We start from the raw sequence: 13,944 nt of genomic DNA, 5'->3' as shown, positions 1-13,944 counted from the left end.
CAAGGAGGTGCCCGTGGACGACCTCCTCATGATCGTGCCCACGCGCGGCCGGCCCGACAGCGTCCCCGCCATCCTCGACTGCTGGAGACAGACCGGCGCCACCGCCGACCTGCTCTTCGCCATCGACGACGACGACCCCATGCTGCCCGGCTACCGCGAGCACATGGAGAACATCAACGACCCGCACATCCGCTGGCGGATCGGGCCTCGCCTGCGGATGTGCGGCACCCTCAACGCCGCCGCCGTCGAAGAGGCCCCCCGCTACCGGTTCCTGGCGTTCATGGGCGACGATCACCGGCCCCGGACGCCCGGCTGGGACGAACGGTTCCGGATCTGCATGTCCAGCGGCCCCGGCATCGTCTACGGCAACGATCTTCTCCAGGGCGAGATCATGGCCACTGCGGTCGCCATGACCAGCGACATTGTGCAGACCCTCGGCTACATGGCGCCGCCCGCGCTCATCCACCTGTGCCTCGACCTCGTCTGGATGGACTGGGGCCGCGGCATGGAACGGATCACCTACCTCGGCGACGTGATCATCGAGCACATGCACCCCGCGAACGGCAAGGCCGACGTCGATGCCGGCTACATCGAGTGCAACAGCAGCGAGGTGTCCACGGCCGACGCGACCACCTACTACGGCTACCGCGACAACGGCGGCCTCCAGGCCGACCTGGAGAAGCTGCGGGCCCTGGTTGAGGAGGCGGCATGAGCATCGACACCGTCATTGAGGCGTGGAACGAAGCCGACCCGGCCGCGATCCACCCGACCCGAAGCCTCAGCGAGGACGCCTACCGCGAGTCCGGTCAGGTACAGGCCGAACTGCTGGCCTCCGTCCTTCCGCAGGACTGTCGGGTCGTGGACTTCGGCTGCGGCGACGGCCGCGTCGCGATTCCCCTGGCCTCCCTCGGGTACGACGTCACCGGCGCCGACGGATCCCAGGCCATGCTCGACCGGCTTGCGGACCGGGCGCCCGACATAGCGACCATCCTGACCGACGGCACCGACCTGGCTGGCAAGCTCGCCAAGAAGGCCGACGCCGTCGTGTCCCTCGCGGTGCTCATTCATCACAGCTACGAGTCCGCCGAGCGCATCATCACCGGCCTCCGGGCCGCGGTCCGCGTCAACGGCCTGCTGATCCTCGACTGGCCCGTCTCTGACGACCCCCACGAGGGCGGCGGCTGGATCAACGTCACGACGTGGTCGCGCGAGCAGCAGGACGCCCTGTGCGCCCGCATCGGGCTTAAGCGCCTCGACAGCGACCTGCCCTGGCCTGTCTTCCGTGCGGTGAAGGCGGCCAGCTGATGCGCGTCCTCCTCACCGGCGCCGCCGGCTTCGTCGGCCGCCACCTGCACCAGGCCCTGTCCGAGCGCGGCTACCAGGTCTCCGCGATCGATCTGCGGCCGACGCCCGCCGTCCTGAAGCGCGACGCCCTCGACCACTTCCGCACCAGCGACGCCCGCTTCGACCTCGCCATCCACTGTGCCGCCATCGTTGGCGGCCGCGCCAGCATCGACGGCAGCCCTCTCGGCGTCGCCACGAACCTCGCGCTGGACGCCTGGTACATGCGATGGCTGGTCCGCTCCAAGACCCCGCGGGCCGTGTACTTCTCCAGCTCCGCCGCCTATCCGGTCGCGCTGCAGCAGCCCGGCAAGATCCGGCGCCTCGTTGAGACCGACATCGACTACGAGCAGCCCGGACGGCCCGACGCCACCTACGGCCTCGCCAAGCTCGCCGGCGAGCAGCTCTGCCAGTACGCGGCCACTGAAGGCGTGCGCATGACCGTCCTGCGGCCGTTCTCCGGATACGGCGAAGACCAGGACGAGACCTACCCGTTCCCCGCGTTCATCCAGCGGGCGAAGCAGCGGCAGGACCCGTTCGAGATCTGGGGCGACGGCAGCTCCACCCGCGACTGGATCCACATCGACGACCTCGTCGGCGCCACCCTCGCGGCCATCGAGCAGGAAGTCGCGGGCCCCGTGAACCTCGGTACCGGCAAGGCGACCTCGTTCGACGAATTGGCAGGACAGGTCACTGCGGCGGTCGGCTACCAGCCTGAGTTGAAGCACCTGCCGACCGCACCGCACGGCGTCCACAACCGCGTCTGCGACCCGTCCCGGATGCTCGACTTCTACACGCCCACCGTCACCCTCGAAGAGGGCATCAGGCGGGCATTCGCCGACTGACAGAGGAGGCCAGCGCCATGGCCATCGTCGAACTCCACGTTCACGATCCGCTACTGCCCGAGCTGGATTCTCTCTGGGATCTGATAGACGGCGTCGAGGTGGGCCGAAGGCGGAGCCAGTTTGTCGATGACGTAACCATCATCGACGTAGCCATGAAGACCGCGCCGTCGCACGCCACGCTCATGGAGGTCGTTCTTCAACGAGTCGATGGCGACGTGCGGATTCTCAGTCTCGTGTACTTCGACGAAGGCGGCCACGCCATCGAGACGGTTGCGAGTCAGGGACAGCCGTGAGCGGCGGATGGAAGGGGTCGGATCGCAAGGCCCGACTGCCGTCCGGCTGGTCAAAGATCCGGGCCCAGATCCTGGCTAGGGATCCGATCTGCAAGATCTGTGATGTGCGGCCTTCCCGGTTCTGCGACCACATCAAAGCGAAGGCCGATCTCAACGGGCCCGCCGATCTTCAAGGTGTCTGCGGCCCCTGCCACGATCAGAAGTCCAGCGCCGAGGGGAACGCCGCCCAGCGCGCGAACCCTCAGCCCGGACGAACCCGCCCTGATGAACCCCACCCTGGACGGAGGTGACCATGACCCTGGCCATCTGGCCTGGCTGGCGCCTCGCTATCCGCATAGAACGCAGCAAGCCGAAGCGCTGTCGCTTCACCCTGCAGACTGCGGGCGGCCCCATGCGATGCATCTTCGATGCTGGTCACCCAGCTCACGGGCACAACCTCAGCAGCAAATTGGCGGCCGCCCCCGTCGCTTCCCCTGGCCTCCTCGCAAGCAGGCGTAGGTGAACCCGTGCCCCGCTACCTGATCACCCACCCCAAGGGCCAGGCCGGCGACGACATCCTCGTCTCCGACCCACACCTCACACTCACCCTGCAGGACGGATGGGCAGTGCTCGCCGACCAACACGGACCATGCGTCGCAGTGCCGGCCCACGCGGGAGCCGCCATCACACGGGTCGACGGCGACCCCGACGGCGAGGGGTGATGGACGTCGCCCATGTACGGCAGCGCGTGCAGGCCATCGCCGACGCGGCACCGGACTTCGAACGTCAGCACGGACTCGAAGACGATCTCCTCGTTGACGTGCTCACCATGATCAGCCAGCAGTCAGCCGACGTCGGCTCCCGGGCCTTGGCCAACGCCGCACTCGCCGCCCGGAAGATCGACTTCAAGCGGGTCAAGTCCTGACCACCTGGGGGGCTACCCCCGCCGACCCGTTCTCCCGGATCGGGGCCGTATAGCACCTGGAATCCTGTACGGGTTTCCTAGGCCCCTGACCTGCGTAAACATGCTGAGCGATCAAGGGATGCCCTGGTGGTGGACCGCGCCGCTCACCCTCTAACCGCCCTTCCTGTGCGCCCCGGTGGCGTGCGTCAGACCCTGGAGGTCGCCGTGGGCACTCGTGGTCCCGTCCCCAAGCGTTCCGAGGAACGCCGCCGCCGCAACGCCGACGACGGCCCCGGCCTGGTCCAGGCTCCCGGCGGTCCGCCGGCGGACCTGCCCGACCTGCCCGACCCCGATCCGCTGTGGCATCCGATCGCCACCGAGTGGTACCTCTCGCTCCGTGACTCTGGTCAGGCCGCCTTCTACCAGCCGTCCGACTGGGCGATGGCCCGGTATGCGGCGGAGCTCATGTCCCGCGGCCTGATGTCAGACCGACCGCCGAACGGCCAGTACGTCGCCGCCCTCAACTCGGTGATGGCCTCGCTGCTGACGACCGAAGGGGACCGGCGCCGGGCCCGCATCGAGCTGGAGCGGAAGCCGACGGTGCAGGCCGTGCCCGCTTCGGTCACCGCGATGGCCGACTATCGCACGTCGCTCGGTGGCTGACGACGAGGTCCCCGAGGTCGTCACCCCATTCACGATCGGCCCGAGCTGGCAGCGGGGGCCGGACGGCAAGTTCGTCCTCCCGGAGTACACGCTGGGCTGGCATGCTCTCGCCTGGACGGCCACCTATCTCCAGCACTACGTCGGCAAGCCCTGGCGGTACACGCCGGAGCAGGCGCGGCTGACGCTGTGGTGGTACGCCATGGACCCGGCCACGAATCGGTTCCTCTGGCGTGACGGCGTGATCCAGCGCCTGAAGGGCTGGGGCAAGGACCCGCTGATCGCCACCTGGTCGGCGTTCGAGTTCGTCGGCCCGTGCCGCTTCGGTCAGATTGCGGAAGAGGGCAATGACTGGGGCGTCCCTCCGGGGCAGCCACTCGGCCAGCAGCATCCTGCGGCCTGGGTGCAGATCGCCGCGGTGTCGCAGGACCAGACGCGGAACACCATGACGCTGTTCCCGTCGATCCTGACGAAGCGGGCGATCGAGGAGTACCGGATCGACCTCGGCAAAGAGATCATCTACGCCGACAAGGGCCGGGCCCGTATCGAAGCGGTCACCAGCTCGCCCCGCGCACTCGAAGGGGGCCGGCCGACGGCCGTGAATCTCGGAGAGACGCACCACTGGCTGGAGTCGAACCAGGGCCACGAGATGGCGGCCGTGATCGAGCGCAACGCCACCAAATCCGCAGATGGGCAATCCCGCACGCTGGCGAACACCAACGCCTATGAGCCCGGTGAGGACAGTGTCGCCGAGCGCACGCGTGAAGCCTTTGAGTCCGCAGAAGCCGGCCGGGCCGTCGACGTCGGGCTGTTCTACGACAGCCTGGAGGCTCCTGCTGAGGCGAAGTTGTCCGAGGAGTGGATCGAGCCGACGCTCCGCGCGGTGCGAGGAGACTCGGTCTGGCTGGACATCGAGCGCCTGAAAGCGTCGATCCTCGACGTCCGCAACCCGCCCAGCCGGTCGCGCCGGTTCTGGTTCAACCAGATCACCGCCTCCGAGGACGCCTACCTGGCGCCCTACGAGTGGAACGCCTGCCCCCACGACGGGATCGAGCTGCACGCCGGCGACGAGATCGTCATGTTCTTCGACGGCTCGAAGTCCGATGACGCCACTGGCCTTGTGGCCTGCCGCCTGTCCGACGGGCACCTGCACACGCTTGGCGTGTGGCAGCGGCCGCCGAACTGGCCGGACGGGACGCCCTGGCGGGTGCCGCGCGAGGAGGTCGACGGCGTCGTGGACCTGACCTTCGCCACGTACAAGCCCCTCGCGTTCTTCGCTGACGCCGGCTCGGGCTTCGACGAGGCGGACGGCGAGCGGTACTGGGACGGCTACATCGACGCCTGGGCCCAGAGGTACGGCAAGCGGCTCAAGCTGAAGGCGGTCGCCTCCGGGCACGGGCAGCACGCGGTCATGTGGGACATGCGCGATGCGCGCCGGCAGCAGGTGTTCACCGAGGCTGTCGATCGCTTCTACCGGGACGTCCTGGAGCGGCAGCTCACCCACGACGGCCACAAGGTTCTGCGGCAGCACGTCGCCAACGCCCGCCGGCGCACGAACCGGTGGGGCTACACGATCGGCAAGGAGCATCGCGAGTCGTCCCGCAAGGTCGACCTCGCGGTGTGCGCGATCGGCGCACGGATGCTGCGCCGGATGGTCATGAACTCGACGGCTTGGACGAAGCGGTCCACCGCACGCGGCAAGGGAAGGGTGGTGGTCCTGCGGTGACGACTCCCACGCTGCCCCTGCTGTCGCTGTCGGACGACGAGCAGCAGCTGTTCACGATGCTGCGGTCCGACCTGCTGTCCCAGCGCATCAAGCTGCAGCTGCTCGACGCCTACTTCAACGGCGAGCAGCTGGTCCGCGACCTGGGCATCTCGATTCCGCCGCAACTCAAGGGCCTGCACACGATCATCGGGTGGCCACGCATTGGGGTCGAGGCACTCGAGCAGCGCCTCGACCTCGAAGCGTTCCGCTGGGGGGACGGGGCAGACGCCTCCGATCTGATGGCGATAGCCGAGGCCAACGACTGGTTCGACGAGGCGACTCTCGGCCACCTGGACGCCCTCACCTACGGCCGGGAGTACATCGCGGCCGGCACCCGGGACGGCAACGATGAGCTGCCATTGGTGACGTTCGAGTCGCCACTGGACATGACGCTCGCCTGGGATGCGCGCCTTCGCGCCGGAAAGGCGGCGTTGCGTGAGTGCCAGGGGGACCGGTTCGACTTCGGACTCGCACCGGACGAGCGACTGGCGACCCTGTACCTCCCCAACGAGACGATCTACGCGGTCGAGGCGGACCGCGGCTGGCAGGTAATTGACCGCGACGAACACAAGCTGGGCGAGCTGCCCGTGCTGCGCATGGCGAACAGGCAGCGCACGGCGGACCGGGTCGGCCGGTCGGAAATCACGCCCGAGGTCATGTCCATCACGGATGCCGCTTGCCGGCGCTTGGTGGGCATTGAGGTGCAGGCGGAGTTCTTCGGGGCTCCGGCCCGTTACATCCTCGGTGCCTCCGAGTCTGCCTTTCAGGACGCGGAGGGTAACGCCAAGTCGGCCTGGGAGACGTACATCGGACGCGTTCTGGCTCTGGAGCGCGACGAGGACGGGAACGTCCCCGAGGTCGGCCAGTTCATGGCTCACGACCCGTCCGGCCAGACGAAGATCATCGACCTGTACGCCCGAATCATGGCGACGCAGCTCGGTTTGCCGCCGCACATGCTCGGCTACACCAGCGACAACCCTGCCTCGGCGGACGCAATTCGGTCCGCCGAGGCGATGCTGGTGAAGAAGGCTGAGCGCCGCATCCGCAGGTTCGGCGCAGCTCACCGCGGAGCGATGCGCCTCGCCCTGTGGCTGCGCGACGGTAAGCCGCCGGCCCCGGAGCGGCGCATCGAGACCGTGTGGCGCAACCCGGCCACGCCGACGATCGCCGCCCAGACTGACGCTGCGGTCAAGATGGTCCAGGCGGGCATCCTGCCGGCCGACGGCGACGTCGTGCTGGAGATGGCGGGGCTCACTGAGGACCAGCGGCAGCGCGTCGCGGCGGAACGCCGGCGCGCGCAGGGTCGCCAGGCTCTCGAAAGGCTGACCCAGCTCGCCACCGACGAGGCTGGCCAGGAGTCGGAGGTTGACGATGGCGACCCCAGTCTCTGACGGGGGCCGGCCCGCGGCCGCCCAGCGCCGTGCCCAGCGAGGTCTGTCCCGGCTGTTCGTGCGGGACATGCGCGGATTGCGGCGGATCATCATTCCGTCGCGCCTTGAAGCCACTGTGCCGGACTGGATCGTCGCCGTCCGGGCGCTCATCGAGCAGTATGGCGACGCTTCCGCCTCCCTGGCTGCCGACTACTACGAAGCCGAGCGCGTTGCGGCCGCCGTGACGGGCCGCTTCACCGTTCCCCTGGCGCCGCCGCCGTCAGCCGAGCAGGTGGAGAACAGTCTGCGCTGGGCGACCAAGGACATCTGGGATCGCGACCCGGACGACCCTGCGACGACGGAGGCGCAGCGCGAGCCGCTGGAAGTCCGGCTTGAGCAGGCAGAGAAGAAGGCCGAAGGGGTCGCCCAGAAGTTGGTGACCGATCAGGGTCGCGGCACCGTTCAGGAGGCGGTGCGGCAGGATCGGCAGGCCACCGCCTGGGCCAGGGCAGCGGCGCTCGGCGCGTGCGCGTTCTGCAAGCTCGCGGCAACGCGCGGCGCCGTGTACAAGCAGGACACCGCAGATTTCCGGGCTCACGACGGCTGCCATTGCGGCGTGGTCCCGGTGTTCAAGGGGCAGCGGTTCGAGCTGTCCGACCATGCACGCGAGTGGGAGCGGCTGTACCGCGAGTTCGCGGCGCCCCACTCGGGCGATCAGCTTCGCCGGTTCCGGCGGGCTCTCGCCGATCACGGGCATCTGCCCGCCCTGTAATCCCTGGCCGCCCTGGAGGTGGCTTCATCTCAGCCCCTGGAGGGCCGTTTCACCATGCCTGAGAACGAGGAGACCGAGCAGGTCGTCGAGGAGCCGCAGGAGCCCGAGGCCGCCCCGGAGGCGGAGGGCACCGATGAGGAACCCTTCGACCGGGCGCGAGCGGAAGCTAAGATCCGCAAGGCCAACAGCGAGGCGAAGAGCCTTCGGGAGCGCCTGAAGCTTCTCGAGCCCCTCGCCGCCAAGGCGCGGGAGCTTGAAGACGCACAGAAGTCCGAAGCGGAGCGGCTCACCGAGCAGCTGACCGCCGAGCGGGAGCGGGCCGCGAAGGCCACTCGCACGGCCGTCGCCTCGAAGGTCGAGGCACTGGCCCGTGACTTCGCCGACCCGGAGGACGCGGTCGGCTCGCTGGACCTCACCGCATTCGTCGACGACGACGGCGTCATCGACACCGACGCCATCAAGGATGCGCTCGCCGATCTCCTCAAGCGCAAGCCGCACTGGGCCCGCCCCGACGAGGGCGGCCCCCGCCGCCCCGCACCGGACCGGACCCAGGGTTCCTCGGGCAACGGCAACAGATCCCCCTCCGATCCGGCGGAAGTGTTCGCCGGACTCATGGAACAGGCCCTGAAGGGCCGCTGAGAGAGGTAGCCCTCCATGGTTGCAACGAACCCGATCAAGCTGAGTGACGTCAACGCGACGTTCCTCCCGCCCACGCTGACCGGCCCCATCTTCGAGAAGTCGGTCGAGCAGAGCGCGGTCATGAGCCTCGCCCGCCGTGTCCCGCTGTCGATGTCCGCGAACACGGCCGTGCCGGTGCCGCTGGACGTTCCGACCGCGGACTGGGTCGAGCAGGCCGGCCGCAAGCCGCTCGGTACGGGCGGCGTCGACATCAAGACGATGACCGGCAAGAAGATCGCCGTCCTCATCCCGGTCGCGATGGAGGTCGTGCAGTCCAACGCCGCCGGCCTGTGGACGCAGCTCCAGTCCGATCTGCCGACCGCGTTCTCCCGAGCGTTCGACCGTGCGGCGATCCACGGCAAGACGATGAAGGGCGCCACCGGCCCCTTCGCCGACTACCTCGCCGAGACGACCAAGTCCGTCACGATCGGCACCGCGTCGCAGGCCACCGGCGGCATCTACAAGGACATCGTCAACGGCATGCGGGAGGTCGTCACCGACGACTGGGACTACACCGGCACCGTCGCCGACCACCGCCTCCAGCTGGACCTGCTCGGCGCGACTGACACCACCGGCCGCCCCATCTTCGTCGAGACCCGGGAGCCGGGGATGGGCATGGCGGTCGCCGGCTCGCTGGTCGGAAACCCTCTGGCGTACTCCCGCGCGGTGTCCGGCAAGCTCCGTCGCCAGTCCGGCACCGTCGACACCGGCCTGCGCGCCATCGGCGGCGACTGGTCGCAGACCGCCTACGGCGTCGGCATGGACATCACCGTCAAGATCAGCCGCGAGGCGACGTACATCGACGAGGACGGCGGCGTGCACTCTGCGTTCCAGGAGAACCTCGTTCTCCTGCTCGCGGAGGCCTACTACGGCTTCGTCCTCGGTGACGTCGAGGCCTTCGTGAAGTACCTGGCGGCAGGCGGCTCCTCCTGATGCCGGGCGTGGGGGGTGGCCGGGCGCCGATGCGGGTCGTCGCCCGGCTGCACGGCTACCCGCCGCGCCACAATGCTGGAGCCGAGTGGATGGTCCACTCTCAGCTCCGGGCGCTCGTCGAGCGCGGGCACGACGTGTCGGTCTGGCTGTCCCGCTACACCGACGACAAGGCCGACTACGAACTTGACGGCGTCCAGGTCGTGCCCCTGCAGTCCCGGCTCGACGCCGCCTCGGCGATCCGACGGGCGGACGTCGTCATCTCCCACTTGGAGAACGTCCCGTCGGCCGGCGCGCTGGCCCGCGGCTACGGCAAGCCGTTGGCAGTGGTCTGCCACAACACCCACCGGCAGAGCTTCCGGGAGATGGCCGGGGGCTGCGACCTCGCGGTCTACAACTCCCAGTGGATGAAGCGCGAGGCCGAGCTGTTCTTCGCCGAGTACCCCAAGGGCGTCCGACCGGGGTCCGAGGTGATCGTCAGGCCGCCCGTCTTCGCCGACGAGTACCGAACCAAACCCGGACGCAAAGTGACGCTGATCAACCTCAACGCCGAGAAGGGTGGCGCGCTGTTCGGGAAGCTCGCCAGGCGCATGTCGGACATCGAGTTCCTCGCAGTCCGCGGCGCCTACGGGGAGCAGATCATCCCCGAGCTCCCGAACGTCGAGCTGGTCGAGCACCTGTGCGGCCACGAGATGCGGGACGCCGTGTACGCGAAGACGAAGATCCTTCTGATGCCGTCGTCCTACGAGTCGTGGGGCCGCGCCGGCGTCGAAGCCTTGGCCTCCGGCATCCCGGTCATCGCACACCCCACCCCTGGCCTGTGCGAATCGCTCGGCGAGGCCGGGGTGTTCATCGACCTGCACGACACCGACGGCTACGAGATGGCGATCCGCAAGCTACTCACCTCTCGCACCGAATACGGGCTCGTCGCGAAGCGGGCCAAGGCCAGGTCCGCAGAGCTGGACCCGGCGCCCGACCTGGCCGCCTGGTGCGAGGCCGTGGAAGCCCTCACCTAGGAGGCAGAGATGGCATTCACTGCCCCCACGGCCGAGCAACTGGGCCTGTATCTAGGGTTGCCGGAGATCGACGGGGACAGGGCAGACCTGCTCATCGAGCAGGCGGTCGCCCTGTGTCAGTCGGTGGTCAAGCCGCTCCCGGATGAAGCAACCGCAGTCGTCCTGTCGGTTGCTGGCCGGGCTTACGTCAATCCGCAGCAGGTGTCCTACGAGACGATCGGCCCCATGTCCGTGCAGCGCCCGCAGGGAAGTGGCGGCCTGTATCTGACGAAGGCCGACAAGGCGGCTCTGAAGTCGCTGGCCGGCCGGGGCGGTGCGTTCACCGTTGACCCGACGCCCACGACGGCCGACCCGTCACCGACGTGGCCGGTAGTCAGCGAGTACGGGCCGGGCCTGGTGTACGAACCTGGCTGGGGGTGGGTGTAGTGCCTGCCCCCTATGCCTATGGCGAGACGGTGGTGCGACTGCGTCGCGGCGTGTCTCCCGGTAGGGACCCGCGAGGGCAGCCGCTCCCTGGAGTACTGACTGAGACACTGATCGCGGGGTGCGTTGTCGTCCCGCGGCAGGAGTCCCCGCAGGTGGGTGGTGACGAGCAGCAGGCCAGGGACACCGTCATCGTGGGCTGGACGGTGTACGCACCGCCTGGCAGTGATTTCGTCACCACCGACCAGGTCCGCATCCGCGGTGAGATCTGCGAGATCACCGGCCAGCCCGGCGACTGGGGTCGCAATCCGTTCACCGGACTGGCCGGCCCAATCCAGTTCGCCGCCGACCGGGTCACCGGCTAGCGGTACGCGCCTGCTCAACGGCCGCGATCAGTTTCGCTGCCGCGTCGCTGGATGACCTGGGTAGCGACAGGCTGTGCGGGTCGTCATGCGGAGGCCGGCCACCTCCGAACAGACCCTTCGACTCCTCAGCCGGGGCGCTCCCCGGTAGGACGAACTGCAGGTAGCCGTGGAATGCCCACGTGCCGGGCTTGAACCGGGTGCCGGTGACGTCCGCTGCCCGGATCCGGTACTGGCGAGGCTGTTCGCCGAGCCTTTGCTTGGTGATCGTGACCCACTCTCCATCGAAGTTGATGCTGCCCTGCACGCCCTTGACGTCCATGCGACCCCCTGTAGGTGAGGAGGCGAGGGTATGGCCGCGAAGTTCCGCATGTCCCGGAAAGGCGTGGGGCAGCTCCTCCGGTCGCCGATGGTGCGGGCGGAGATGATACGGCGCGCCGAGGTCGTCAAGGGGGTCGCCGAAGCCATCGCCCCCGTCGGCGGGCTAAACGACCCGCACGCAGGCCGCTACAAGTCGTCGTTCTACGTGACCAGTACGGACCGCGGCGGCCGCCGCAGAGACCGAGCCGTGGCTGTGGTCGGCAATAGGGCGTACTACGCGCGCTGGGTCGAGTACGGCACCGAGAAGGTCCCGGCGCACCACGTGCTGTTGCGTGCCGCCGTGGCAGGGGGTCGCTGATGGCCGCCGTTGGCTCGGTCGACGTCGAACTCCTCGTCATCCAATGGCTGCAGGCGCAGCTGGGGTCCGGGACGGTGGTCCGCGATGAGGTCGACAACAACCTCCTGGGCGAGCTGCCGACCGTACAGGTGCAGCGGCTGCCTGCTGGTGACGATGACGGGTTCCGCGTGGATCGGGCGCTCGTCGATGTCGACGTCTATGCGGCGACCCGCGGTGCCGCCGTGGCTCTGGCCAGCCAAATCCGCGGACTGCTCCTCGCCGTCCTTCCCGGGTCGTCGACCGGCGGCGCTGTGGTGGGCCGCGTGTCCACGCTCTCCGCCCCAGGAGCTCGCCCCTACGAGAACACAGCGCTCCGCCGTGTCGGAGCGACCTACGAGATCTACAGTCACCCGGTCTCCTGACCGGTTTCGGGACCGCGCCGGACCCAACCCGACCCCGTCCGCTGGCGGGGTCTTCGCATGTAGGAGACCCACACCATGGTCAACATCACCCGAGCCGCGGACCTCACTCAGATCGGCGCCAACGGCGGCGGCTGGGTCGCGGACGTCGGCACCGCCGCTCCCGCCGGCCCCCTCACCCAGCCCGCTGCGGCATGGAAGCCGCTCGGCTGTATCAGCGACGACGGCCTCGTCCAGGGGTTCGACGAGGAAAGCCAGGAGTTCACCCCCTGGGGCCTGACATCGCCTATCCGCACCCAGATCACCAAGAGCCTGCGCACGTTCAAGCTCACCGCCTGGGAGACATCGCGCGTCACGGTGCAGTCGCTGCAGTACCGCGTCCCTGTCGACGACCTCACCCCTGCCAGCGGCCTCACCAGCTTCGCCGAGACCGCCTCCCCGACGCCGGACCGCAGGGCGTTTTGGTTCGTCGTCTTCGATGGCGCCAACACCAGCCGCGGGTTCTACGTCCCCGAGGGCGAGATCTCCGACCGGGCCGACGTCACTCACAAGCAGGACTCGATGGCGGGCTTCGAGTGGACGATCACCGCCTACCCGGACGCCGCCGGCAACACGGTCTACCACGCGGACATCGTGCCGGTGACCCCCGCCTACACGGGCTCCTGACCCCTCGATCGGGCGGGCGGGCCGTCACCTGGCGCGGTCCCGGCCCGCCCGCCTCCACCCCCTTCTGTGACCGCGCCCTGATGAAAGGACCGCGCCGTGACCACTAAGGAAGTCCCGCCCGCAGAGGCGCAGGAGATCGAGGCCGCCGACGACGGCTACCTCACCATCCCTATGGCCGGGTACGACGGCGTCAGCAAGGACGTCCGCGTACTGCCCGCCACGCGCTGGCGCTCGTCCGCCCTGCGGGCTCTGAACCGGGGCGACATGGACGCCTTCATGGAGCTCGTGCTCCACGAGGACGACTACGACATCTACGAGGAGCTGGACCCCGACACGGAGAAGATCGGGGCGTTCGCACAGAAGGTCGGCGAGGAGTCCGGGGAGGCCCTGGGGAAATCCAGTGGACCGCGGGGATCCTCGAGGACCACGCGGAGGCGGTAGAAGCCGACCTACTGGACCGCGGCTTCGACGTCCTCGACGTGCACCGCGGCACCATGTCCTGGCGCCGCCTCCGCGTCATCATCCAGCACCTGCCGCCCGAGTCGCACACCATGACCGCACTGCGCAACGAGACGGCGGAAGAGGAACTCGCCGAACAGGCTGACCAAGGTGAACCCGAGCGTGGCCGCTGGTCGCAGCTCGAGCAGCTGGTCGCGTCCACTGCGGATGCCGTCAGGCGCGTCGAGTACGTCCTGACGTGCGCGAACGTCGAAAAGCGAGACCGCCCGCCAGCGCCGGAGCCCATCGCCCGACCTGGCGCAAAGGCCCGCCGGAGCAGGGCGGAAATTACCGACGAGGGCGCCGAGGTCCTCTTCAAGCTGATCAACGGGGGCGCGGCCTGACGCGCGCAGGGAGGAGATTCC

General features: G+C 68.8%; 21 protein-coding genes. 20 read left to right on the top strand and 1 reads right to left on the bottom strand.

Going from position 1 to position 13,944, the window contains the following annotated elements; all coding sequences use genetic code 11:
* The first annotated feature begins 13 nt into the window (after positions 1-13).
* The 15 genes from ACZ7H1_RS28050 (at position 14) to ACZ7H1_RS27980 (ending at position 11,341) form a co-directional block, all read left to right on the top strand.
* Entirely contained in the window at positions 14-712 is a 699-nt protein-coding gene (locus ACZ7H1_RS28050) for a glycosyltransferase family 2 protein (protein WP_470790568.1), read from the top strand.
* Positions 709-1,305 (top strand): class I SAM-dependent methyltransferase, encoded by a 597-nt coding sequence (locus ACZ7H1_RS28045; RefSeq protein WP_470790567.1) that lies wholly within the window; start codon positions 709-711, stop codon positions 1,303-1,305. The genes ACZ7H1_RS28050 and ACZ7H1_RS28045 overlap by 4 nt, the downstream gene beginning before the upstream one ends.
* Positions 1,305-2,186 (top strand): NAD-dependent epimerase/dehydratase family protein, encoded by an 882-nt coding sequence (locus tag ACZ7H1_RS28040; protein ID WP_470790566.1) that lies wholly within the window; start codon positions 1,305-1,307, stop codon positions 2,184-2,186. Before ACZ7H1_RS28045 ends, ACZ7H1_RS28040 begins: the two co-directional genes overlap by 1 nt.
* A 17-nt stretch (positions 2,187-2,203) precedes the next feature.
* Positions 2,204-2,479 carry a hypothetical protein gene (locus ACZ7H1_RS28035; protein ID WP_470790565.1) on the top strand — a complete coding sequence of 92 codons (276 nt, stop codon included), beginning with the start codon at positions 2,204-2,206 and terminating at the stop codon, positions 2,477-2,479.
* Between the two features lie 506 nt (positions 2,480-2,985).
* Complete coding sequence (locus ACZ7H1_RS28030; protein WP_470790564.1) at positions 2,986-3,180, top strand: hypothetical protein; 195 nt, start codon at positions 2,986-2,988, stop codon at positions 3,178-3,180.
* Positions 3,180-3,383, top strand: coding sequence for a hypothetical protein (locus ACZ7H1_RS28025; RefSeq protein WP_470790563.1), 204 nt, complete (start codon positions 3,180-3,182; stop codon positions 3,381-3,383). Before ACZ7H1_RS28030 ends, ACZ7H1_RS28025 begins: the two co-directional genes overlap by 1 nt.
* Before the next feature lie 204 nt (positions 3,384-3,587).
* Positions 3,588-4,025, top strand: coding sequence for a phage terminase small subunit (locus ACZ7H1_RS28020; protein WP_470790562.1), 438 nt, complete (start codon positions 3,588-3,590; stop codon positions 4,023-4,025).
* Positions 4,018-5,748 carry a terminase gene (locus ACZ7H1_RS28015; RefSeq protein WP_470790561.1) on the top strand — a complete coding sequence of 577 codons (1,731 nt, stop codon included), beginning with the start codon at positions 4,018-4,020 and terminating at the stop codon, positions 5,746-5,748. Before ACZ7H1_RS28020 ends, ACZ7H1_RS28015 begins: the two co-directional genes overlap by 8 nt.
* Positions 5,745-7,178 carry a phage portal protein gene (locus ACZ7H1_RS28010; protein WP_470790560.1) on the top strand — a complete coding sequence of 478 codons (1,434 nt, stop codon included), beginning with the start codon at positions 5,745-5,747 and terminating at the stop codon, positions 7,176-7,178. The genes ACZ7H1_RS28015 and ACZ7H1_RS28010 overlap by 4 nt, the downstream gene beginning before the upstream one ends.
* Positions 7,159-7,929, top strand: a complete 771-nt coding sequence (locus ACZ7H1_RS28005; protein ID WP_470790637.1) for a VG15 protein — start codon at positions 7,159-7,161, stop codon at positions 7,927-7,929. The genes ACZ7H1_RS28010 and ACZ7H1_RS28005 overlap by 20 nt, the downstream gene beginning before the upstream one ends.
* Before the next feature lie 54 nt (positions 7,930-7,983).
* Entirely contained in the window at positions 7,984-8,568 is a 585-nt protein-coding gene (locus ACZ7H1_RS28000; protein ID WP_470790559.1) for a hypothetical protein, read from the top strand.
* 15 nt (positions 8,569-8,583) lie between these two features.
* Complete coding sequence (locus ACZ7H1_RS27995) at positions 8,584-9,540, top strand: phage major capsid protein (protein ID WP_470790558.1); 957 nt, start codon at positions 8,584-8,586, stop codon at positions 9,538-9,540.
* A 29-nt stretch (positions 9,541-9,569) separates the two neighbouring features.
* Positions 9,570-10,553 carry a glycosyltransferase family 4 protein gene (locus ACZ7H1_RS27990; RefSeq protein WP_470790557.1) on the top strand — a complete coding sequence of 328 codons (984 nt, stop codon included), beginning with the start codon at positions 9,570-9,572 and terminating at the stop codon, positions 10,551-10,553.
* Between the two features lie 9 nt (positions 10,554-10,562).
* Positions 10,563-10,979 (top strand): hypothetical protein, encoded by a 417-nt coding sequence (locus ACZ7H1_RS27985; protein ID WP_470790556.1) that lies wholly within the window; start codon positions 10,563-10,565, stop codon positions 10,977-10,979.
* Between the two features lie 152 nt (positions 10,980-11,131).
* Positions 11,132-11,341, top strand: a complete 210-nt coding sequence (locus ACZ7H1_RS27980; protein ID WP_470790555.1) for a hypothetical protein — start codon at positions 11,132-11,134, stop codon at positions 11,339-11,341.
* Here the strand turns inward: ACZ7H1_RS27980 and ACZ7H1_RS27975 are convergent.
* Positions 11,331-11,660, bottom strand: a complete 330-nt coding sequence (locus tag ACZ7H1_RS27975) for a DUF4429 domain-containing protein (RefSeq protein WP_470790554.1) — start codon at positions 11,658-11,660, stop codon at positions 11,331-11,333. The genes ACZ7H1_RS27980 and ACZ7H1_RS27975 overlap by 11 nt on opposite strands.
* 30 nt (positions 11,661-11,690) lie before the next feature.
* On the opposite strand from ACZ7H1_RS27975, the gene ACZ7H1_RS27970 reads away from it, so the two are divergent.
* The 5 genes from ACZ7H1_RS27970 (at position 11,691) to ACZ7H1_RS27950 (ending at position 13,923) form a co-directional block, all read left to right on the top strand.
* Positions 11,691-12,017 (top strand): HK97 gp10 family phage protein, encoded by a 327-nt coding sequence (locus tag ACZ7H1_RS27970; RefSeq protein ID WP_470790553.1) that lies wholly within the window; start codon positions 11,691-11,693, stop codon positions 12,015-12,017.
* Complete coding sequence (locus ACZ7H1_RS27965) at positions 12,017-12,418, top strand: phage tail termination protein (protein ID WP_470790552.1); 402 nt, start codon at positions 12,017-12,019, stop codon at positions 12,416-12,418. The genes ACZ7H1_RS27970 and ACZ7H1_RS27965 overlap by 1 nt, the downstream gene beginning before the upstream one ends.
* A gap of 75 nt (positions 12,419-12,493) precedes the next feature.
* Positions 12,494-13,081, top strand: coding sequence for a phage tail tube protein (locus ACZ7H1_RS27960; protein ID WP_470790551.1), 588 nt, complete (start codon positions 12,494-12,496; stop codon positions 13,079-13,081).
* Positions 13,082-13,177: 96 nt separating this feature from the next.
* Positions 13,178-13,522: a hypothetical protein gene (locus tag ACZ7H1_RS27955; RefSeq protein ID WP_470790550.1), complete on the top strand. Its 345-nt coding sequence runs from the start codon at positions 13,178-13,180 to the stop codon at positions 13,520-13,522.
* 53 nt (positions 13,523-13,575) lie between these two features.
* Complete coding sequence (locus ACZ7H1_RS27950; RefSeq protein WP_470790549.1) at positions 13,576-13,923, top strand: hypothetical protein; 348 nt, start codon at positions 13,576-13,578, stop codon at positions 13,921-13,923.
* Positions 13,924-13,944: the final 21 nt, after the last annotated feature.

This window comes from Streptomyces sp. NPDC037401, from assembly GCF_055602345.1.
This window is presented reverse-complemented; position numbering and strand designations above follow the sequence as displayed.

What these genes read in the sequence shown, in the direction of transcription:
- ACZ7H1_RS27950 (WP_470790549.1), top strand. Translation starts at nt 13,576, where the DNA reads ATGTCCTGGCGCCGCCTCCGCGTCATCATCCAGCACCTGCCGCCCGAG.
- ACZ7H1_RS28040 (WP_470790566.1), top strand. Translation starts at nt 1,305, where the DNA reads ATGCGCGTCCTCCTCACCGGCGCCGCCGGCTTCGTCGGCCGCCACCTG.
- ACZ7H1_RS27990 (WP_470790557.1), top strand. Translation starts at nt 9,570, where the DNA reads ATGCGGGTCGTCGCCCGGCTGCACGGCTACCCGCCGCGCCACAATGCT.
- ACZ7H1_RS28045 (WP_470790567.1), top strand. Translation starts at nt 709, where the DNA reads ATGAGCATCGACACCGTCATTGAGGCGTGGAACGAAGCCGACCCGGCC.
- ACZ7H1_RS27965 (WP_470790552.1), top strand. Translation starts at nt 12,017, where the DNA reads ATGGCCGCCGTTGGCTCGGTCGACGTCGAACTCCTCGTCATCCAATGG.
- ACZ7H1_RS28005 (WP_470790637.1), top strand. Translation starts at nt 7,159, where the DNA reads ATGGCGACCCCAGTCTCTGACGGGGGCCGGCCCGCGGCCGCCCAGCGC.
- ACZ7H1_RS27995 (WP_470790558.1), top strand. Translation starts at nt 8,584, where the DNA reads ATGGTTGCAACGAACCCGATCAAGCTGAGTGACGTCAACGCGACGTTC.
- ACZ7H1_RS28035 (WP_470790565.1), top strand. Translation starts at nt 2,204, where the DNA reads ATGGCCATCGTCGAACTCCACGTTCACGATCCGCTACTGCCCGAGCTG.
- ACZ7H1_RS28025 (WP_470790563.1), top strand. Translation starts at nt 3,180, where the DNA reads ATGGACGTCGCCCATGTACGGCAGCGCGTGCAGGCCATCGCCGACGCG.
- ACZ7H1_RS27970 (WP_470790553.1), top strand. Translation starts at nt 11,691, where the DNA reads ATGGCCGCGAAGTTCCGCATGTCCCGGAAAGGCGTGGGGCAGCTCCTC.
- ACZ7H1_RS27985 (WP_470790556.1), top strand. Translation starts at nt 10,563, where the DNA reads ATGGCATTCACTGCCCCCACGGCCGAGCAACTGGGCCTGTATCTAGGG.
- ACZ7H1_RS28000 (WP_470790559.1), top strand. Translation starts at nt 7,984, where the DNA reads ATGCCTGAGAACGAGGAGACCGAGCAGGTCGTCGAGGAGCCGCAGGAG.
- ACZ7H1_RS27975 (WP_470790554.1), bottom strand. Translation starts at nt 11,660, where the DNA reads ATGGACGTCAAGGGCGTGCAGGGCAGCATCAACTTCGATGGAGAGTGG.
- ACZ7H1_RS27960 (WP_470790551.1), top strand. Translation starts at nt 12,494, where the DNA reads ATGGTCAACATCACCCGAGCCGCGGACCTCACTCAGATCGGCGCCAAC.